The following is a 21,004-nucleotide window of genomic DNA, read 5'->3' on the forward strand; positions in this document are numbered from 1 at the left end:
GCGGCCGAGGCCGCGACGGGGGCTCAATTGTCCAGGAAGCTCCGGAGCTTCCGGCTGCGCGACGGGTGTTTCAGCTTGCGCAGGGCCTTCGCCTCGATCTGACGGATACGCTCGCGGGTCACCGAGAACTGCTGACCGACCTCCTCGAGGGTGTGGTCGGTGTTCATGCCGATGCCGAAGCGCATGCGGAGCACGCGCTCCTCGCGGGGTGTTAGCGAGGCGAGTACCCGCGTCGTCGTCTCACGTAGGTTCGACTGGATCGCCGCGTCGATCGGCAGGACGACGTTCTTGTCCTCGATGAAGTCGCCGAGGTGGCTGTCCTCCTCGTCGCCGATGGGCGTCTCGAGGGAGATCGGCTCCTTGGCGATCTTCAGGACCTTTCGGACCTTCTCCAGCGGCATGGCCAGTTTCTCGGCCAGCTCCTCCGGGGTCGGCTCCCGGCCGATCTCGTGCAGCATCTGGCGCGAGGTGCGGACGATCTTGTTGATCGTCTCGATCATGTGGACCGGGATGCGGATGGTGCGGGCCTGATCGGCGATCGAGCGGGTGATCGCCTGGCGGATCCACCATGTCGCGTAGGTCGAGAACTTGTAGCCACGCCGATACTCGAACTTGTCGACTGCCTTCATCAAGCCGATGTTGCCTTCCTGGATCAGGTCCAGGAACTGAAGGCCGCGGTTCGTGTACTTCTTGGCGATGGAGATCACGAGGCGCAGGTTGGCCTCGATCATCTCCTTCTTGGCCTGGCGGGCCTCGCGCTCGCCCTTCTGGACCATGTTGACGATGCGGCGGTACTCGCCGATCTCCAGGCCCGTCTCGGACGCGAGATCGAGGATCTGCGCGCGCAACTCGGTGACCTGCCGCGAGCCCTTCTCGACGAGGTTCTTCCAGCCCTTGCCGCCCAGCGTGCCGACGCGCTCCATCCAGTTCGGATCGAGCTCGTAGCCCTGGTAGTGGCGCAGGAACTCGTCGCGGGCCACGCCGTGGCTCTCGGCGTAGCGCATCAGCCGGCCCTCGTGGCCGATCAGCTGCTTGTTGATCGAGTAGAGCTGACCGACCAGCGCCTCGATGCGGTTGTTGTTCAGCGACAGCGACTTCACGTCGGCGACGACGGTGTCCTTCAGCTCGATCTGCTTCTGGTCCTGCGCCGCCGTGTTCTTCTCGCCCGCGGCCTTGCGCTCGGTGCCCTCGGTCTGGGACTTGCGCAGCTTGCGATAGTTCGCGGCGATCGCGTCGAAGGTCTCGAGGACCCGCGGCTTGATCTCGGCTTCCATCGCGGCGAGCGAGACGTTGTTCTCGAGATCGTCCTCGTCGTCGCCCCCCTCCGGCGGAGCCGGCGACTCGCCGTCCTCGGACCCGTCCTCGCCCTCGCCGTCGGCGATCTGCGGCGCGTTCTTGCCGTCGGGGCCCGCGTAGGTCGCCTCAAGATCGATGATGTCGCGCAGGAGGACCTTGCCCTCGACGAGCTCGTCCCGCCAGATGATGATCGCCTGGAAGGTCAGAGGGCTCTCGCAGAGCCCGGCGATCATCGCCTCGCGGCCGGCCTCGATGCGCTTGGCGATGGCGATCTCGCCCTCGCGGGACAGGAGCTCCACCGAGCCCATCTCGCGCAGGTACATGCGCACCGGATCGTCGGTGCGGTCGGTCGGCTCCTTGGTGGTGGCGGCGACCGTCACGGCGCGCGCGGGCGCGACCTCGGCGACCTCGCCGCCCTCAGCCTCCTCTTCCTCCCCCTCGGCGGCCTTCTCGCCGGCAGCCTCGTCGGTCTCCTCGGCCTCGACGACGTTGATGCCCATTTCGGAAAGCTGCGATAGCACGTCCTCGAGCTGGTCCGGATCGGACTGGCCCTCGGGCAGAACCTCGTTGACCTCCTCGTAGGTCACGTAGCCGCGCTTCTTGGCGAGCTTCACCATCCGCTTGACCGAAGCATCCGTCAGGTCGAGGAGCGGCCCGTCGGTCTGCTGCTCGGGGGCAGCGTCCGTCTCGTCCCGTTCCGTTGCCTTCGTCGCCATGATCAGCCTATTGTTTCGCACGCGGCGCGCTGCGGAGGCCGTGAAGAGGCCGGTCCACGCCGTCGGCGCCGCTGTATGAGATCGGTGTCGGATCGCTCCGGGCACCGTGAGTCGTCGGTTTCCGTATGCAAGCCTGAGGCTTGACCGATTGTTAACTATGGCAGGGCTTTCCCCTCCGCCACCGCCATGGCACAGCCATCACGCGGCCGTCGAGTCGCTCGACACCGGCACGTCGGCCTCAGCCTCGGCGGCGATGACGGTTTCCAGCCTCGCCTTCACTTCGCAGAGCCAGGCCCAACCGGAATCGGTCGGATCGTTCTCAAATGCCTGCCGTGCTTCGCGAAGTTCGCTATGTAGCGCTCCTGCCTGCTGGTGCAAGATCATCGCTTGTCTGAGCGCGTCTGCACGCAGAGCGGGATCAGCGTGCGGCGCCAGCGTCGTACGGTCCCGCGACCGGGCAAGCGCGAGGATTCTGTCGGCTGCGGCAGCGAGACCGGTGCGGCTGATGCGGTTCTGCAACACCTCCAGTGAAGCGTGCTCGTCCTCCGCGGCGCAGGACAACAACACCGACACGAGCGCCCGCGCATCGGGATCCTCGAAGTCGAGGTCGGCGATCTCCTCGCCGAATTCCGCGAACATCTCGGGATGCGCCAGCAAGGTGCCGACGATCACGGCTTCTCGTACCGGCGCGGCGCCCGTGAAGCCTGCCGACGCGGTCACCGACGGGCTCGGGCTGCCGGTGATGCGCGGCGAGACCACCTCCCCCGGCCGGACGAAGCGCGGCCGGCCGCGCGGTCCCGGCGCGGCGGTGCGCGTGCCCCGGGGCGAAAGGCCGCGAAGGCGCTCCTCGATCTCGTCGCGGTAGTAGCGCCGCACGGTCTCGTCGCGGATCGTGGCGACGGTGGTGCGCAGTGTCTGAGTCAGGCCGGCGCGCCGCTCCGGCGTATCGACCGGCCCGGCCTCGACGGCACGCCGCCAGAGCAGCTCGGAGAGGGGCAGAGCCGCCGCCAGGACCTGGTCGATCGCCCCGGGGCCCCCGGAGCGCAGCAGGTCGTCGGGATCCTGGCCGCCGGGCAGGAGCGCGATCCGGAGAGACCGGCCCGGTTCGAGGAGCGGCAGCGCGATGTCGAGGGCGCGAAAGGCAGCTCTCTGGCCGGCCTTGTCGCCATCGAAGCACAGGATCGGCTCGTCGGCGTGGCGCCAGAGAAGGGCGAGTTGGTCCTCGGTCAGCGCCGTGCCGAGTGGCGCCACCGTCTCGGGATGCCCGGCGAGCGTCATGGCGATGACGTCGACGTAACCCTCGACCGCGATGATCGAGCTTCGCTCGTGCGCCGCCTTGCGGGCGCCGTGAAGGTTGTAGAGCGTGCGGCCCTTGTGGAAGAGCGGGGTCTCGGGCGAGTTCAGGTACTTGGCCCGAACTTCCTTGGCGAGCGCCCGGCCACCGAAGGCCACCACCCGGCCCCGGGTATCGGTGATCGGGAACATCACCCGATCACGGAAATAATCGTACGGGACCGACACGCCCTCCCCGGCGGCGAGAAGGCCCAACTCGACCATCAGCGCCTTCTCGACGCCCTTGCCGGCCAGATAATCGCGCAGGGCGTAGCGCTCGTTCGGCGCGTAGCCGAGGCGGAACCGCTGCTGAACGTCCCGGCCGAGGGCGCGGCGTTCGAGGTAGGCGCGCGCCTCGCTGCCCTGCCCGGATTGCAGCCGCTCCTCGAACCATCGGGCCGCCATCTCCATCACCTCGATGGCCCCGGCGCGCTTGGTCTCGGATTCCCGATGGTCCTCGGTCTGAGCGGGCAGGCTGACGCCGGCCTCCCCCGCCAGTCGCTCGACCGCCTCGGGGAAGCTCAGCCCTTCCGTCTCCATCAGGAAGGTGAAGATGTCGCCGTGCTTGGAGGAGGAGAAGCAGTGATAGAACTGCTTCTGGTCGTTCACGTAGAAGGATGGCGTCTTCTCGGCGTTGAACGGGGACAGGCCCCGCCACTCGCGTCCGGCCTTCTTCAGCTGCACGCGCCGTCCGACCACCGATGAGGCCGGCAGGCGGGCGCGGATCTCTTCCAGGATGTGGGGCGGGTAGCGCACGGGGCCTGGGTGGGTTGCCTGAACCCGCTTCTATAGCGCGTCGAAGCCGGCGGAGTCCCCCGCCGGCCGGGAAGCCGGCAGAGGATTACGGGGAGAGGCCTGTCAGAAGCGGATCAGGCCTTGGCGGCGAGCGCCGCCTTCACCAGCCCGCTCGCCTTGCCGAAGTCCATCCGGCCCGCGAAGGCACCCTTCAGGGCACTGATCACCTTGCCCATGTCCTTCGGCCCGGCGGCGCCGGTCTCAAGGATCGCCGCCTCGACGGCTGCCTTCGTCTCGCTCTCGTCCATCTGCTTGGGCAGGAAGCCCTCGATGATGGCGATCTCGGCGCGCTCGGTTGCGGCAAGCTCCGGGCGTCCGCCCTGCTCGTAGACGGTGGCCGATTCGTTGCGCTGCTTGATCATCTTCTGGAGCAGCGACAGGATTTCCTCGTCGGATGTCGGCTCCTTGCCGAGGCCCCTTGCCTCGATGTCCTTGTCCTTGAGGGCGGCCTGGATCATCCGCACGGTGGCGAGCTTGTCCTTGTCGCCGGCCTTCATGGCCTCCTTCATCTCGGTTGTTAAGCGCGCGCGGAGCATCTTTATGGGCCTTCCAACGGTCGAAACAGGGGGCTGGCCTGCGATTTGCGGGTGTTGAGCCCTGCGGTTTGAGGAGCCACATTGACCCCATCGCGGGCCGCTCGCTAAGAGCGCCACACACGATCATGCCGCAAGCCGAGAGCGTCGCAACCCGACGCCCGCCTTCGGCCGGACATAAGCGAGACTCACCCGATGCTGCAAGACGCCGCGCATGCCCCCGAGGCTCGGGCTCCGGAACCCTGGGCCGAGCCGGTCGCGACGGCCCTGCTGGTTCTGGCCGACGGTACCATCCTGGAGGGATTCGGCATCGGTCAGACCGGGATCGCCGATGGCGAGGTCTGCTTCAACACGGCGATGACCGGTTATCAGGAGATCCTGACCGACCCGTCCTATGCCGGGCAGATCGTCACCTTCACATTCCCGCATATCGGCAACGTCGGCACCAACGACGAGGATCTGGAAAGCCTGGAGGCGGCACCGGCCTCGGGCGTGCGCGGCACCGTCATCGCCTCGGCGGTGACGAAGCCGTCGAGCTGGCGCTCGTCATCGCATCTCGACGGCTGGCTCAAGGCCCGCGGCATCGTCGGCATCACCGGCGTCGACACCCGGGCGCTCACCGCCCGCATCCGCGACCACGGCATGCCGAACGCGGTGATCGCCAACGACCCGGCGGGCAAGTTCGACCGCGAGGCACTGAAGGCCCGCGCCGCCGCGCTGGCGCCCATGGAGGGTCTCGATCTCGTGCCGCCGGTGACGAGCCGCGCACCGTCGGAATGGTCGGAGACCGTTTGGGCGCTGGGCAACGGCTACGGCAAGCGCGCTCCGGGCGAGGGCCTCAAGGTCGTGGCCATCGATTACGGGGTGAAGCGCAACATTCTGCGCCTCCTCGCCCAGGCCGGTTGCGACGTGACCGTGGTGCCCGCCACCACGACGGCGGAGGACATCCTGGCGCTGGAGCCGGACGGCGTGTTCCTGTCGAACGGCCCGGGCGACCCGGCGGCCACCGGCACCTATGCGGTCCCGGTGATCCGCAAGCTGCTGGACCAGAAGGTGCCGACCTTCGGTATCTGTCTCGGTCACCAGCTCATGGGCCTCGCGCTGGGCGGCCGGACCGTGAAGATGGGCCAGGGTCATCACGGCGCAAACCACCCGGTGAAGGACAAGACCACCGGCAAGGTCGAGATCGTGTCGATGAACCACGGTTTCGCGGTGGACCCGACCAGCCTTCCGGCGTCGGCCGTCGAGACCCATGTCTCCCTGTTCGACGGCTCCAATTGCGGCCTGACGCTGACCGATCGTCCGGCCTTCTCGGTGCAGCACCACCCGGAGGCCTCGCCGGGCCCGCGCGACAGCCACTACCTCTTCGAGCGCTTCGTGACGTTGATGCGCTCAGGCGAGCCGGAGACCCCGAAGGACGCCTGACGCGGCTTCTCCTCCTCCGTGTCGACCGGCCTCGTCTTCCCGGTTCGGAGTTCGGCGCTCCGGGCCGCGCCGCGTTTCCGTGGTCGCCGCGGCCTGGGGCGCGTCTTGCTGGACGCGGGAGGGCTCGGCGCCGCCAGGAAGACGAGTGCGGAACGGGACCCGCCGTGCGACCCCAATCGGGCCGCCGCGGGGTCATAAAATCCGCCAGATCCGGTGTCTTAACGGCGCCTACGACAGCCTGTGAACGGCGGCGCAACCGCGCCAGCCAGCGCCGGCCCGTCGCAGGGGATTGCCGTATGACCATCGACGAGGCGCGCGATGACTTCTCCCGCCTGCACCGCACCTTCACGCTTCATCTCGGCGTCGCGGTGGGTCTGTCCTGGCTGACCGCCCTCTATGCCGCCGTCTACGCGCCCTGGGTGCGCAATATCCGCGCCCTGATCGATCCGGCCGCCGGCCTCGACCGCGTCGAGAGCACGGTGTCGTATCTGTTCGCTCTGCCAGCCGTCCTGGCCCTGGCCTGGGTCTCCCTGTATTTCGGGCGCGAGGTTTTGCGCCGGGCGCAGACGCTCTCGAACGTCGCCGTCGAGTTCGCGGCGGCCGCCGTGGTGGCCTTCGGGGTGTTCTACCTCTCGATCGATCGGGCCGTTGCCGCCCTCTACGCCGGCTTCTGACACCGCGCGGTGCGGCGGGCCATGCCGCCGGGCCCGACCGCTTCGGACCGATAGGGACCCGCAGCGCCCGGCAGCCGATTCGCGGCGCACGTCCTTCCTGCCGTTCCTCGGCTCTCGCGCTGGCCACCGGATCGCCCGCTGGACAACGCGGCGACGCCGCGCAGCGCGCCACCGACCCGACGAAAACCGCCCTCCTCTCAGCTCCGGCCCCTCCTGCGGGTCGCCGGCAAGACGGACAATTTGTGCTCGCGCGACATCCGAGACCGGCGGCTCGACGTCCGCGCCGCATATGTTGGTGCCCGGACGCGCATCCAGTTCTCGGGCCATGAGAACGGCGCTGTCGGATCGGCACGGTCGCGCGTCGTATTCATGCACGGGACGCGGGCCGCGGCCGCGCTGCATCGTCGGCCTTCCAATGCGCCCGTCGCCCGTGTAAACGCAGGGCTCAACGACAATCCCGCCACGCGCGTCCGGGAGCAGGGCTGATTTCAGCCGTGCCCGATCGGGCGCGCTTGGCCTGAGAAGGCCGCAGATGCCCAAGCGCACCGACATCTCCTCGATCCTGATCATTGGTGCGGGTCCGATCATCATCGGACAGGCCTGCGAGTTCGACTATTCCGGCACCCAGGCCTGCAAGGCGCTCCGCGAGGAGGGCTATCGGATCGTCCTGGTGAACTCGAACCCCGCCACCATCATGACCGATCCGGACATGGCGGACGCGACCTATGTCGAGCCGATCACCCCGGAAATCGTCGCCAAGATCATCGAGAAGGAGCGCCCCGACGCGATCCTCCCGACCATGGGCGGTCAGACGGCGCTGAACTGCGCCCTGTCGCTGCAGAAGATGGGCGTGCTGGCGAAGTACGGCGTGCAGATGATCGGGGCCACGGCGGAGGCCATCGACAAGGCCGAGGATCGGCACCTGTTCCGCGACGCCATGACCAAGATCGGGCTCGACACCCCGAAATCGGCGCTGGCCAACGCCTCGGCGGCCAAGAAGGCCGATCGGCGGGCCTACCTTGCCGAGATCGCCCGGATCGAGGCCGCCAACGACGACCCGGCCGCGCGCCAGACGGCGCTGGCGGCCTTCGAGAAGAGCTGGGCCGCCGGGGAGACCGATCGGCGCAAGCGCTACGGCGAGCACGCGATCGGCCAGGCCCTGATGGCGCTCGCCGAGGTCGGCCTGCCGGCGATCATCCGCCCGTCCTTCACCATGGGCGGCACCGGCGGCGGCATCGCCTACAACCGCGAGGAATTTCTTGAGATCGTCGAGCGCGGCATCGACGCGTCCCCGACCAACGAGGTGCTCATCGAGGAGAGCGTGCTCGGCTGGAAGGAGTACGAGATGGAGGTCGTCCGCGACAGGAACGACAACTGCATCATCGTCTGCTCCATCGAGAACATCGATCCGATGGGCGTCCACACCGGTGATTCGATCACCGTCGCCCCCGCGCTCACGCTCACCGACAAGGAGTACCAGGTGATGCGCGACGCATCGCTGGCGGTGCTCCGCGAGATCGGCGTCGAGACCGGCGGCTCGAACGTGCAATTCGCGATCAACCCCGAGAACGGGCGCATGATCGTGATCGAGATGAACCCGCGCGTCTCGCGCTCCTCGGCGCTCGCCTCGAAGGCGACGGGCTTCCCGATCGCCAAGGTCGCGGCCAAGCTCGCGGTCGGCTACACGCTGGACGAGATCGCCAACGATATCACCGGCGGCGCGACCCCGGCCTCCTTCGAGCCGACGATCGATTACGTCGTCACCAAGATCCCGCGTTTCGCCTTCGAGAAGTTCCCCGGCGCCGAGCCGACGCTCACCACCGCCATGAAGTCGGTGGGCGAGGCCATGGCGATCGGCCGCTGCTTCGCCGAATCGCTGCAGAAGGCGCTGCGCTCCCTGGAAACGGGCCTGACCGGCCTCGACGACATCGAGATCGAGGGCCTCGGCAAGGGGGACGATCACAACGCCATCAAGGCCGCCATCGGCACACCGACCCCGGATCGGCTGCTCAAGGTCGCGCAGGCCCTTCGGCTGGGCGTGAGCCACGAGCAGGTCTACGCGTCCTGCAAGATCGACCCGTGGTTCTTGGAGCAGCTCCAGGCGATCATCGACCTCGAGAATCGTGTGAAGGCCCACGGCCTGCCGCAGACGGCCGGCGCCTTCCGCCAGCTCAAGGCTGCCGGCTTCTCGGATGCCCGCCTCGCGGTGCTGGCCAAGACCGACGAGTCCGCCGTCAGTGCCGCTCGTCGCGCCCTGGCCGTGCGCCCGGTCTTCAAGCGGATCGACACCTGCGCGGCCGAGTTCAAGTCGCCCACCGCCTACATGTACTCGACCTACGTGGCGCCCTTCGCCGGTGCCGTGGTGGACGAGGCCCAGCCCTCGGATCGCAATAAGGTCATCATCCTCGGCGGTGGCCCGAACCGGATCGGCCAGGGCATCGAGTTCGACTATTGCTGCTGCCACGCCTGCTTCGCGCTGTCGGATGCCGGCTACGAGACCATCATGGTCAACTGCAACCCGGAGACGGTCTCGACCGACTACGACACCTCGGACCGGCTCTACTTCGAGCCGCTGACCGCCGAGGACGTGCTGGAGATCATCGAGACCGAGCGGCAGGCCGGCACCCTGCACGGCGTGATCGTGCAGTTCGGCGGCCAGACGCCGCTGAAGCTCGCCCGGGCGCTGGAGGCCGCCGGCGTGCCGATCCTCGGCACCTCGCCCGACGCCATCGACCTCGCCGAGGACCGCGACCAGTTCAAGCGGCTCCTCGACAAGCTCGCGATGAAGCAGCCGAAGAACGGCATCGCCTACTCGGTGGAGCAGAGCCGGCTGATCGCTGCCGATCTCGGCCTGCCCTTCGTGGTGCGCCCGAGCTACGTGCTGGGCGGCCGCGCCATGGCGATCATCCGCGACGAGACCCAGTTCGCCGACTACCTCCTCGACACGCTGCCCAGCCTGATCCCCTCGGAGGTGAAGGCCCGCTACCCGAACGACAAGACCGGCCAGATCAACACGGTGCTGGGCAAAAACCCGCTCCTGTTCGACCGCTACCTGTCGGACGCCGTCGAGGTGGACGTGGACGCGGTCTGCGACGGCAAGGACGTGTTCATCGCCGGCATCATGGAGCACATCGAGGAGGCCGGCATCCATTCCGGCGACTCGGCCTGCTCGCTGCCGCCGCGCTCCCTGTCTCCCGAGACCGTGGACGACCTGGAGCGTCAGACGAAGGCGATGGCGCTGGCGCTCAACGTCGTCGGCCTGATGAACGTCCAGTACGCCATCAAGGACGGCGTGATCTACGTGCTGGAGGTCAACCCGCGGGCATCGCGCACCGTGCCGTTCGTCGCCAAGGTGATCGGCGAGCCGATCGCCAAGATCGCGGCGCGGATCATGGCGGGCGAGCCGCTGGCCACGTTCGGCCTGAAGCCGAAGATCCTGCCGCACATCGCCGTGAAGGAGGCCGTCTTCCCGTTCGCGCGCTTCCCCGGGGTCGACGTGCTGCTCGGGCCGGAGATGCGCTCCACAGGCGAGGTCATCGGACTCGACACGAGCTTCGGCGTGGCCTTCGCCAAGAGCCAGCTCGGCTCGGGCACGCAGGTGCCGAAGGCGGGCGCCGTGTTCGTCTCGGTGCGGGACGCCGACAAGGCCCGCATCCTCCCCACCATGAAGCTCCTGTCGGATCTCGGCTTCAGCGTCCTGGCGACGGGCGGCACGCAGCGCTATCTCGTCGAGAACGGCGTTCCAGCTGAACGGATCAACAAGGTTCTCGAAGGCCGTCCGCACGTGGTCGACGCGATCAAGAACGGCGGGATCCACCTCGTTCTGAACACAACCGAGGGAGCCGGCGCGCTGTCGGACTCGCGCTCCCTCCGGCGCGCGGCCCTCTTGCATAAGGTGCCGTATTACACCACTCTAGCCGGCGCGATGGCCGCGGCCGAGGGGATCAAGGCCTATCTAGAAGGCGATCTCAAGGTCCGCGCGTTGCAGGAATACTTCGCGGCCTGAACCTCAGGGTTCCGCTGACTTCATTTCGTGGCCCGGAGGGAGTGCTACACTCTCGGCCGGGCCTCTTCATTGTGGCGCGAGACGATGGCGATAGACAAGGTTCCGATCACGGTGCGCGGGCTCGCAGCCCTCGAAGAGGAGCTGAAGCACCGCCAGCAGGTGGAGCGCCAGCGCATCATCCAGGCGATCGCGGAGGCCCGCGCCCTGGGCGACCTTTCGGAGAACGCCGAGTACCATGCCGCCAAGGAGGCGCAGTCGCACAACGAAGGTCGCGTCATCGAGCTGGAGAGCATGATCGCGCGGGCCGAAGTGATCGATGTCACGAAGCTTTCGGGTGACAAGATCAAGTTCGGCGCGACGGTGAAGCTCGTCGACGAGGACACCGAGGAGGAGAAGACCTACCAGATCGTGGGCGAGCCCGAGGCTGACGTGCGCTCCGGCCGTGTATCGATCACCTCCCCGATCGCCCGCGCGCTGATCGGAAAGGGCGTCGGCGACACCGTCGAGGTGACGACTCCCGGCGGCGGCAAGTCCTATGAGGTCGTCGCCGTCCAGTATGGCGGCTGAGCCGATGCGGCCACGTGCCTGGGGCCGCTTTGCCGGCCTGCTTCTCGGCGCCGTCGCGGGGTCCGCGGCGGCGAGCGACTTCCCGGCGACGGCTTACTTCTCCGATATCCGGGTCGACGTGCGGCCGCTCCTGGAGAAGGGCGCTGGCGTCCAGGCCGATGCCCTCGCGGCCGATCTGACCGAGGCCTTGCGGAAGAGCTTCGCCGGCCGGATCGGCGGACGCGGACCCCGTCTGGTCGTCGTGGTGAGCAGCCTGTCGCTGCGGCCCTTCGCCGGCAGCGGGGCGCGACCGGGCTACGGGGGCAATTTCCAGACCGACTATCTCGAAGGCGAGGCACTGCTCGTCGGCCCCAAGGGTCAGGTCCTCGGACGGCATGCGCAGATGACCGCGACGCCGTCGAGCTACGGCGGCGCGTGGTACGATCCCCAGTTCGAGAACCGCCGGCTGGCCGCGATCGCGGACATCTACGCGCAGTGGCTCGCGCGGGACCTGCCGCGGGACTAGAAGGACTGCGCCGAGTTCCGGTGTCGCAGGTCGTGCCGGGATGGGCGGCCGACCGGAATGCTGTGGCGACGTTTGGTCAGGGCCGTCGGATCCATGTCCCCATCCTGAGATGCGGATGCGCGTCGCGGGCATTTCAAGATAGACACGGCCGTCCGATTTCCGTGACGGGCCCGACCGATCAAGCACTGGTGACATGCCGCGGCGGCCGAACGGACCCGGTCGCCGGTTTCTCGAGCGAGGCGCATGGCAAGTATCGACGTGTCGAAGACGGGTTCCGCTGCACTCAGCCGCCCGGATCGGGGGATCGAGCGCCTCCCCAAATTGTCCCGCGCCCGCGCCTGGATCGTCACCGATGGCAAGGCGGGCGACGAGAACCAGTGCGTCGGCCTCGCTGAGACGCTCGGCCTCGCGTTCGAGATCCGGCAGGTGCCGGCTGCCGGCCCCTTCGGCTGGATGGCACCGTGGGGGCCGATCGATCCGCGCGAGGGCCCGCGCCGCCGCGATGGCGCCCTGTCGGGACCCTATCCGGACATCCTGATCGCCTCGGGTCGACGGGCCGTCCCGTATCTTCGCGCCGTCCGTCGGGCTACCGGAGGCCGAACCTTCACGGCCTTCCTGAAGGATCCGCGCACCGGCGAGGACAGCGCGGATTTCATCTGGGTGCCGGATTACGACGACCTGCGCGGTCCCAACGTGTTCACGACGCTGACGGCGCCGCACCTCGTCACGGCGGCGCGGCTCGCCGCGGCCAGGGCGCGCCCCGACCCCCGGCTCGCGCGGCTCGGCGGACCGCGGGTGGCCGTCTTGGTCGGCGGCGACAGCCGCCATCTGAGCTATCGCAAGACCGACATGATCCGCTTGGTCGAAGACCTTCGGGCCCTCGCGGATCGGGGCTGCCGGCTGATGGTGACGATCTCCCGCCGGACACCGAACCCGCTCCGCGACGCGGTGAGGACGTTGGCCGCCGAGACCGGCGGCTTTCTCTGGGACGGGACCGGCGACAATCCCTACGTCGGGATGCTGGCTCTCGCCGAGGCGATCGTCGTCACCTCCGATTCCGCCAACATGGTCAGCGAGGCGGTCGCCACCGGCGCACCGGTCCTGCTGTTTGACCTGCCGCGCACCTATATCCGGCATCGGCGGATGTTCGCCGGGCTGGCCATCGCCGGAGCCCTGCGACCGTTCACCGGTCAGTTGGTGGATTTGACGTACAAGCCGATCGACGCGACGCCGGTTATCGCGCAGGCGCTCGCGGACGCCTATGCTGCGCGCCGCGCGGCCGAGCCGGCCTGAGGAGTCCGAGAGAGATGGCCCACACCCACGCCAAGCTCGTGATCGTCGGTTCGGGACCCGCCGGTTATACGGCGGCGATCTACGCAGCCCGCGCCATGGTCGAGCCGCTGCTGATCTCCGGCTTCCAGCCGGGCGGCCAGTTGATGATCACCACCGATGTCGAGAACTATCCTGGCTTTGCCGAGGCGATCCAGGGGCCCTGGCTGATGGAGCAGATGCGGCTGCAGGCCGAACATGTCGGCACGCGCATCGTTTCGGAGTACATCACCAAAGTCGACCTCAAGCAGCGGCCATTCCGGCTGGAGGCTGATTCGGGGGAGACCTATTCCTGCGACGCGCTGATCATCGCCACCGGCGCGCAGGCGAAGTGGCTCGGAATCCCGTCCGAGGCCGCGTTCCAGGGCGGCGGCGTCTCGGCCTGCGCGACCTGCGACGGCTTCTTCTTCCGCGGCAGGGAGGTGGTCGTGGTCGGCGGCGGCAACACCGCCGTCGAGGAGGCCCTGTACCTGGCCAACATCGCCAGCAAGGTCACGGTGGTCCACCGTCGCGACAGCTTCCGCGCCGAGCGGATCCTGCAGGAGCGCCTGTTCAAGCACCCGAACGTCGAGGTGCTGTGGCACCGGGAGATCGCCGAGATCTGCGGCGTGCAGAAGCCCGCGCCGAACGTCACCCACGTGCGTCTGAAGGATCCGCGCTCGGGCGAGATCAGCGAGGTCAAGGCCGACGGGGTGTTCGTGGCGATCGGCCATCAGCCGGCCACCGCAATCTTCGAAGGTCAATTGCCCATGCGTCACGGCGGCTACCTGTCGGTGAGGCCCGGCACCACCGAGACCGAGATCCCCGGCGTTTTCGCGGCGGGCGACGTCACCGACGACGTGTACCGGCAGGCGATCACGGCGGCGGGCATGGGCTGCATGGCCGCTCTCGAGGCGGAGAAATTCCTGGCCAACCTCGAAATCGGCGAGGATCCGGTCCAGGCCGCGGCGGCCGAATGATCGGTGCCCCGCCGGACGCTTTGCGCCGCGGCGGGGGACTGAAATCCCCGCCAATCGCGCGGCGGTCGGTATAGCGGTGGTCAACCGGTGCAATCGCACCGGTATTTCAACAACTTCCCGATCCGTGTGCTTGCGCCCGACCATGCGCTGTGTGCATAGGGGTTTTGACTGCGCCGGGATGCAGCGCATGCATACCCGCGCGGTGTCGGAAGCGGCGATACGCCGTCGACATCGCGCAGTTCGCCCGGCGATCCGCCTGAAACGCTGTGTGCCGGTGAAGCCGGGACGCGGCCTGAGGGGCTGCGCTGGTGGGGGTTCTGGCCTTGGATTGGGATAAGATCCGGATCTTCCTGAACGTCGCTGAAGCCGGCAGCTTCACGAAGGCCGGCGACGACATCGGTCTCAGTCAGTCCGCCGTCAGCCGCCAGATCAGCGCCCTCGAGCGCGAACTCAAGGCGCCGCTGTTCCATCGCCACGCGAGGGGGCTATTGCTCACCGAGCAGGGCGACCTGCTGTTCCGCGCGGCGCGGGACATGAAGCTGCGCCTGGAGAACACCCGTGCCCGGCTGGTGGAGACCTCGGAGAGGCCGACCGGGGACCTGAAGGTCACCACTACGGTCGGGCTCGGCACCTCGTGGCTGTCGCAGCGGGTGGGCGAGTTCCTTGACCTTTACCCCGACGTGCGCATCGAGCTGATCCTCACCAACGAGGAACTCGACCTCGCCATGCGCGAGGCGGACGTGGCGATCCGCATGCGCAGGCCCGCTCAGCCGGACCTGATCCAGCGCCGGCTGTTCACCGTGCATTACCATGCCTTCGCCAGCCAGGATTACGTCAAGCGATTCGGCGAGCCCAAGACCATCGAGGATCTCGACGATCACCGCCTCGTGTCGTTCGGCGGCAACGAACCGTCGTACCTGCTCGCCGCGCACTGGCTGGCCGATGCGGGCCGCGACGGTCGCGAGCGGCGGCACGTCCACCTGACGGTCAATAACATCGGCGCCCTACAGCGTGCCATGGAGGCGGGAGCCGGGATCGGGATCCTGCCCGACTACGCGGTCGACGGCGACCAGCAGCTCGTGCAGGTCCTGCGCGAGACCGAGATGCCGAGCCTGGAGAGCTATCTCGTCTACGCCGAGGAGATGCGCTCGGTGGCGCGGGTCCAGGCATTCCGGGACTTCCTGGTCTCGAAGGCGCAGCGCTGGACCTACTGACGCGACCTTCTCTCCGAAGGCCGGACGCCACCCCTCAGATCAAGGCAGCGGGCGCATTGCGCGGGTCGGACGGCCCGCCCAGGACGGGCAGGACCGGATCCGTGCCCGCCGTCGCGCGCGGATCACAGCAGTTCGTGCGGCGCGAACCTGCGCCGCCTCCCGCCGTCCTAGCCGTTCGCTGAGCCTGTGCTGACGGTGACACCGTCCCGCCGACGGAACGTCGCCTCAGAGGAAAAGCCGCTCGCCCTCAAGCCCCTTGTAGAGTCCGGCGACCTGCTCGCCGTAGCCGTTATAGATCAGCGTCGGCACGCGCTGATCGGTCCCGAGCACTCGCTCGGTCGCTTGGCTCCAGCGGGGATGGGGCACGGCCGGGTTCACGTTGGCCCAGAAGCCGTACTCGGATGCTTGCAAACCTTCCCAGAAGGTCTTCGGTCGGTCGGCGGTGAATGACACCTTCACGATCGATTTGGCGGACTTGAACCCGTATTTCCACGGCACGGCGATGCGGATCGGCGCACCGAACTGGTTCGGCAGCGGCTTGCCGTAGACGCCGGTCACCACGAAAGCGAGGTCGTTGCCGGCCTCGGCGAGCGTCAGGCCCTCGGTGTAGGGCCAGGGATAGAAGAAGGCCCGCTGCCCCGGGGCCATGGCCTTGTCCATGAAGGTCTCGAAGCGGATGTACTTCGCGCCCGATGCCGGCTTGGCCAGCGCCACGAGCTTCGAAAGCGGGAAGCCGGTCCACGGTACCGCCATGGACCATGCTTCGACGCAGCGATGGCGGTAGAGCCGCTCCTCAAGGCCCACCTTCCGGATCAGGTCGTCGACGCCGATCTCGAACGGCTTTTCCACGAGCCCGTCGATCTTGAGCGTCCACGGATGGGTCTTGAGCGCGTTGGCGGCTGGCAGCACGGTCTTGGACGTGCCGAACTCGTAGAAATTGTTGTAGTCGGCGCTGAACCGTTCCGGCGTGATCGCACGGTCGAGGGTATAGGCGGGGTTCTGTGCGGCCGGGTACAGTGTCTGGTCGCCCGCAGCCGCCAGGGCGGCCCGACCGCCGAGGAGGGAGCCCGCCGCGAGGCCGGCCGCGCCGCCGATCAGGACACGTCGGTTCAGGAACAGGGCCTCGGACGTGGCGAGATGCTCCGGCATCTCCCATCCGCGCTTGCGCTTAATCACCATCGCCGCCTCTCCTGAGTCCCCCCGCCGCCATTCCACAGATCAGCTCCGGCCGACACGGGAACAAGCGCCGCACCCTTATCTTTCGGCTGGCCCCCGCGGTCGGTTACGCTGCGTCCGGCGGCGTCTCGTCGCGCAGCATCCGCCGCAGCACCTTGCCGACGTTGGTCTTCGGCAGCGTGTCGTGCAGGACGACCCGGCGGGGAACCTTGTAGCCGGTGAGCTGCGCCCGCGCATGCGCCCGCAGGTCGTCGAGGGAAACCGACGGATCCTTCAGGACGACGTGGGCCACGACCATCTCGCCGGTCTCCTCGCTCGGCGCGCCGACCACGGCACATTCGAGAATGGCCGGGTGGGTCGCCAGGACGTCCTCGACCTCGTTCGGGTACACGTTGAAGCCGGAGACGAGGATCATGTCCTTCATCCGGTCGACAATCCGGAACTGGCCGTCCGGAAGCATGACGGCGACGTCGCCCGTGCGGAAGAACCCGTCCTCCGTCATGGCCCGAGCCGTCTCGTCCGCCCGGTTCCAGTAGCCGCGCATGACCTGCGGACCCCGCACGCAGATCTCGCCCGGCTCACCGATCGGAACCGGCTGTCCCGTGACGTCGCGGATCGAGACCTCGGTCGAGGGGAGTGGAAAGCCGATCGTGCCGGTGAAGTCCCGCAGGTTTCGCGGATTAGCCGATACCACCGGCGAGGTTTCCGAGAGGCCGTAGCCCTCGACGATGGTGCTGCCGGTGAGCGCCTTCCACCGCTCCGCCACCGCGCGCTGCACCGCCGTGCCGCCGCCAACCACGAAATCGAGCTTCGAGAAATCGACCGTCGCGATCTGCGGGTGGTTGATCAGCACGTTGAACAATGTGTTCACGCCCATCAGGTGGGTGAACGGCGTGCGGCTCAGCGTCTTCACCATGCCGTCGCAGTCGCGCGGATTGGGGATCAGCAGGCAGGAGCCGCCGCTGCGCATGAACTGGAAGAAGCACGCAGTGAGCGCGAAGATGTGGTAGAGCGGCAGCGCCGTCACTGCGCAGCGCTGCACGCTCGGGTCCTTCGAGTTGAACCAGAGCTGCGACTGCTCGACATTCGCCATGATGTTGCGGTGGCTGAGCATCGCCGCCTTCGCGATGCCGGTGGTCCCGCCCGTGTATTGCAGGAAGGCGAGGTCCTCGGGCCCGACCGGGACCGCGGCGCGCGGCAGGTTGCGGCCGCGGCGCAGCACGGTGGCGAACGGCACCGCGAGGCCGTCCGGCAGCCGGAATGGTGGAACCGCCTTGCGCACGTGCCGGCTGGCGAGGGTGATGACGTGGCCCTTCAGCCCGAGCCCGTCGCCGGGGCCGACCAGAAGCACCCGATCCAAGGTGAGCCCCGGAAGCGAAGCGGCGACGGTCGCGCCGAAATTCTCCAGGACGATGAGGATCCGCGCCCCGGAATCGGTGATCTGCTGGGTCAGCTCCCGGGGCGTGTAGAGCGGGTTGGTATTGACCACCGTTCCGCCGGCCAGGAGCACGCCGAAGATCGCCACCGCGTAGGCCGGCACATTGGGCAGCATGATCGCCACGCGGTCGCCCTTGGCCAGACCCTGGCTCTTCAGCCATGCGGCGAGATCGCGGGCGTGCTGGCCCAGGGTCGCGTAGGTCATGGTCGAGCCGAAGCACAGCATCGCCGGCCGGTCGGCGAAGGCCGCCATGCTGGCCTCGAACAGCCCGTTGAGGGTGCCGAGCTTCGCGACGTCGATCTCCGCCGGAACACCGGGCGGGTACGCGGCGAGCCAGGGCCGCTCCGGTCCTCGGCCCGTCGATGAACCCGTCGATGAACCCGTCGCCCGTCCGGACGTGGTCGCCTGAGCGCCGTGCCCGATCACGCTGGCCTCATGCATCGCGATGCCTCCCACGGGCGCGGCTCTCGGCGGCCGGGTCCTTCAACGCAGTACGGGCCGACTCTGCGTGAACGGGCGCTGACCCGCAAGGCGATGCCGTCAGGCCTCCCGACGATGCAGGAGGGCTGTCGCCGATGCGACGTGTGGCAGAGCCGCGACGACGAGCAGGAGGGCGGCGAGGCCCGCCTCGCCCGGCGCGAAAGCCCGCCGCGGCCACGGCCCCGACCCGACCGTATCCGACAGTCCGATCACGGCGGCGCCGAACCAGAGAGCCAGGAAGGCGAGAGCGCCAAATCCGATTCGGTGCAGGCGCGGTCGAAACGGCCGGTTCGTGGCGATGGCGGACAGGCCGAGGATGGCACCGAACAGGCCGGCCGCGACCCCGGCGCCGAGGCCGTAGGCCAGCCAGAGGGGCTGATGCGTCAGGAACGCCATGCCGCCGGTGGCGAAGCCGGCGCGCAGGATGAGGCCGCCGAAGGTCGGGTAGAGCCCCGCCGTCAGCAGTGCGGCGACACCTGCGACCCCGAACAGCGCCCGGCGCGGTATAGAGGCCGGGCCCGGCCCGACGGCCACGCGGGCGAGATGCGCGACGCCGTAGATCAGCGCGAAGGCGAAGAGCGGGTAGCGCGTGGCGAAATAGCCGAAGATCCAGGGCTCGACCGCCTCGGGCAGTGCGGAGCGCTGGCTGAAGCCCGTGGCGGCGGCCAGGGCCAGGGCGATCAGCATGGCGAGGACCGGCAATGCCGGCCCGACGAGGCTCGTCCACCGGCGCGGCGCGGCCGCAACCGACGTCCCGACAGGATCAGGCACCGCGCTGAGCCCTGCGCGGTTCATCGTTCGCTCCGGATCCCAGCGGGTCCCGGGGCTGCGGGGACCGTTAGATGATCGGAGCCGATGCGGGATGTGCGCATACCCGCACGACCCGGCGCGATCCTACCGCGCCTCGTAGTGGTCGCGCACCAGCCGGTCGAGGAGGCGCACCCCCCAGCCGGCGCCCCAGCTGCGGTTGATCTCGCTGGCGTTCGACGACATCGCGACGCCGGCGATGTCGAGGTGGGCCCACGGCACCTCCTCGACGTAGCGCTTGATGAAGGAGGCCGCGGTGGCGGCGCCCCCGTGACGGCCGCCGGTGTTCTTCATGTCGGCGAACTTGGAGTCGATCGCCTTGTCGTAGGCGGGGATCAGCGGCATCCGCCAGACTTTCTCGCCCGTCGCCTCGCCCGCCGCATGGATGTTCCCGGCGAGCGCGTCATCGTTCGAGAACATGCCGGCGATGTCCTGGCCCAGCGCCACGATGATCGCGCCCGTGAGCGTGGCGAGGTCGACGATCGCCTTCGGCTTGGCGCTGCGGACCACGTGGGTGATCACGTCGGCCAGCACGAGGCGGCCTTCCGCGTCGGTGTTGATCACCTCGATGGTCTGGCCGGACATCGACGTCAGGATGTCGGAGGGGCGGTAGGCGCCGCCGTCCGGCATGTTCTCCACGATGCCGATGGCGCCCACGACGTTGCAGCGCGCCTTGCGGGCCGCCAGGGCATGCAGGGCGCCGACCACGGCGGCAGCACCGCCCATGTCACCCTTCATGTCCTCCATGCCGCCGCCGGGCTTGATCGAGACGCCGCCGGAATCAAAGATCACGCCCTTGCCGATGAAGGCCACGGGTGCCTCGCCAGCGGTTCCGCCGTTCCAGCGCATGATCACGATCCGCGGCTCGCGGGCCGAGCCCTGCGCCACCGCGAGCAACGCGCCCATGCCCAGTTCGCGCATCCGCGCCGGCTCGATGACCTCGATTTCGACCCCGAGCTTGGCGAGTTCGGCGGCGCGACGGGCGAACTCCTCGGGGAAGAGCACGTTCGGCGGCTCGTTCACGAGGTTGCGCGCCAGGATCACGCCGTCCGCGAGGCTCTGCGCGGTGTCGCCCTCTCGGGCCGCCGCGCCGTGGTCGGCCAGCAAGAGGGTTAGAGCCGTCGCGGCCTTCTCCTCGGCCTCGGGCTTCTTCTTGGTCTTGTAGCGGTCGAACGTGTACGTGCGCAGCCGGGCGCCGAGGGCGAACTCGCCGGCCTGCGCAGCCGTCACCGATGCACCCGGCCAGTCGAGGACGATCCGAGCGGTCCGCCCGGAGACCTTGCTGGCGGTGAAGCCGCCCAGCACCGGCCAGTCGGTCTTGGCGCGGTCCTTGTCCGAACCGAGGCCGACCACCACGAGGCGCTCCGCGCTGACGCCGGACGGGGCCGGCAGGCTCAAGGCGCTGAGGGAGCGGCCCTTGAACTTCTCGGACGCCGCGGCGCGCGCGACGAGATCCGACCCGGCCGCGCCCAGCGCGTCGCGGGCCGCAGCACTCAGGGTGAGGTCGTCACCGACGAAGACGACGAGATCGCCGGATCCGCCCGGGCCCTGCCCGCTCTGTCCGAGGGGACCGAAACCGATCTCGATACCGTCCGCCATACCCGTCGCCCTGCCCGTCATCCCGGAGCCGCACATCGCGCCCACGCGTCGCCGCCTGAGCCATTCGCCCTGTGTAGCCGCTGAGGCGGAGAACGCAACGCGACGCGACAGCCCTGGAATCGCCCCTTTTGTCGGGTCCCTGCCAGCTCGAGG

At 68.6% G+C, this 21,004-nt stretch carries 15 protein-coding genes; 8 read left to right on the forward strand and 7 right to left on the reverse strand.

Features of this window, described 5'->3' with window-relative positions; genetic code table 11:
• Positions 1–23: 23 nt before the first annotated feature.
• The 3 genes from rpoD to MKK82_RS05110 form a co-directional block, all read right to left on the reverse strand.
• Complete coding sequence (gene rpoD, locus MKK82_RS05100; RefSeq protein WP_238290817.1) at positions 24–2,012, reverse strand: RNA polymerase sigma factor RpoD; 1,989 nt, start codon at positions 2,010–2,012, stop codon at positions 24–26.
• A 198-nt stretch (positions 2,013–2,210) separates the two neighbouring features.
• On the reverse strand, positions 2,211–4,100 hold the full coding sequence (dnaG, locus tag MKK82_RS05105) for a DNA primase (RefSeq protein WP_238290815.1): 1,890 nt from the start codon (positions 4,098–4,100) through the stop codon (positions 2,211–2,213).
• Positions 4,101–4,213: 113 nt separating this feature from the next.
• Entirely contained in the window at positions 4,214–4,675 is a 462-nt protein-coding gene (locus MKK82_RS05110; RefSeq protein ID WP_243984822.1) for a GatB/YqeY domain-containing protein, read from the reverse strand.
• Between the two features lie 192 nt (positions 4,676–4,867).
• Between MKK82_RS05110 and carA the strand changes: the two genes are divergently transcribed.
• The 8 genes from carA to MKK82_RS05150 all read left to right on the forward strand — a co-directional run bounded on the left by carA (position 4,868) and on the right by MKK82_RS05150 (position 15,351).
• Entirely contained in the window at positions 4,868–6,097 is a 1,230-nt protein-coding gene (gene carA / locus MKK82_RS05115; protein ID WP_243984824.1) for a glutamine-hydrolyzing carbamoyl-phosphate synthase small subunit, read from the forward strand.
• Between the two features lie 296 nt (positions 6,098–6,393).
• The gene (locus MKK82_RS05120) at positions 6,394–6,771 is read left to right on the forward strand and encodes a hypothetical protein (protein WP_238290810.1); all 378 of its coding nucleotides are present in this window, start codon (positions 6,394–6,396) and stop codon (positions 6,769–6,771) included.
• Positions 6,772–7,303: 532 nt separating this feature from the next.
• Positions 7,304–10,777, forward strand: a complete 3,474-nt coding sequence (gene carB / locus MKK82_RS05125) for a carbamoyl-phosphate synthase large subunit (RefSeq protein ID WP_238290808.1) — start codon at positions 7,304–7,306, stop codon at positions 10,775–10,777.
• Between the two features lie 90 nt (positions 10,778–10,867).
• Positions 10,868–11,344, forward strand: a complete 477-nt coding sequence (gene greA, locus MKK82_RS05130) for a transcription elongation factor GreA (RefSeq protein WP_238290855.1) — start codon at positions 10,868–10,870, stop codon at positions 11,342–11,344.
• Positions 11,345–11,348: 4 nt separating this feature from the next.
• Entirely contained in the window at positions 11,349–11,849 is a 501-nt protein-coding gene (locus MKK82_RS05135; protein ID WP_238290806.1) for a hypothetical protein, read from the forward strand.
• 243 nt (positions 11,850–12,092) lie between these two features.
• A complete protein-coding gene (locus MKK82_RS05140) occupies positions 12,093–13,142 on the forward strand; it encodes a mitochondrial fission ELM1 family protein (protein WP_238290805.1) in 1,050 nt (349 codons plus the stop codon).
• 14 nt (positions 13,143–13,156) lie between these two features.
• Positions 13,157–14,137, forward strand: a complete 981-nt coding sequence (gene trxB / locus MKK82_RS05145) for a thioredoxin-disulfide reductase (protein ID WP_238290802.1) — start codon at positions 13,157–13,159, stop codon at positions 14,135–14,137.
• A 323-nt stretch (positions 14,138–14,460) separates the two neighbouring features.
• Positions 14,461–15,351 carry a LysR family transcriptional regulator gene (locus tag MKK82_RS05150; RefSeq protein ID WP_010681976.1) on the forward strand — a complete coding sequence of 297 codons (891 nt, stop codon included), beginning with the start codon at positions 14,461–14,463 and terminating at the stop codon, positions 15,349–15,351.
• A gap of 225 nt (positions 15,352–15,576) precedes the next feature.
• Here MKK82_RS05150 and msrP read toward each other — a convergent pair whose 3' ends face one another.
• The 4 genes from msrP to MKK82_RS05170 form a co-directional block, all read right to left on the reverse strand.
• The gene (gene msrP / locus MKK82_RS05155; protein ID WP_238290800.1) at positions 15,577–16,530 is read right to left on the reverse strand and encodes a protein-methionine-sulfoxide reductase catalytic subunit MsrP; all 954 of its coding nucleotides are present in this window, start codon (positions 16,528–16,530) and stop codon (positions 15,577–15,579) included.
• Positions 16,531–16,633: 103 nt separating this feature from the next.
• Positions 16,634–18,406: an AMP-binding protein gene (locus MKK82_RS05160; protein ID WP_243984826.1), complete on the reverse strand. Its 1,773-nt coding sequence runs from the start codon at positions 18,404–18,406 to the stop codon at positions 16,634–16,636.
• Between the two features lie 99 nt (positions 18,407–18,505).
• Positions 18,506–19,132, reverse strand: coding sequence for a hypothetical protein (locus MKK82_RS05165; protein WP_373323367.1), 627 nt, complete (start codon positions 19,130–19,132; stop codon positions 18,506–18,508).
• Between the two features lie 207 nt (positions 19,133–19,339).
• The gene (locus MKK82_RS05170; protein ID WP_243984828.1) at positions 19,340–20,851 is read right to left on the reverse strand and encodes a leucyl aminopeptidase; all 1,512 of its coding nucleotides are present in this window, start codon (positions 20,849–20,851) and stop codon (positions 19,340–19,342) included.
• Between the last annotated feature and the right edge of the window lie 153 nt (positions 20,852–21,004).

Origin of the sequence: Methylobacterium sp. E-046 (assembly GCF_022829625.1) — a bacterium.
GTDB lineage: Bacteria > Pseudomonadota > Alphaproteobacteria > Rhizobiales > Beijerinckiaceae > Methylobacterium > Methylobacterium longum.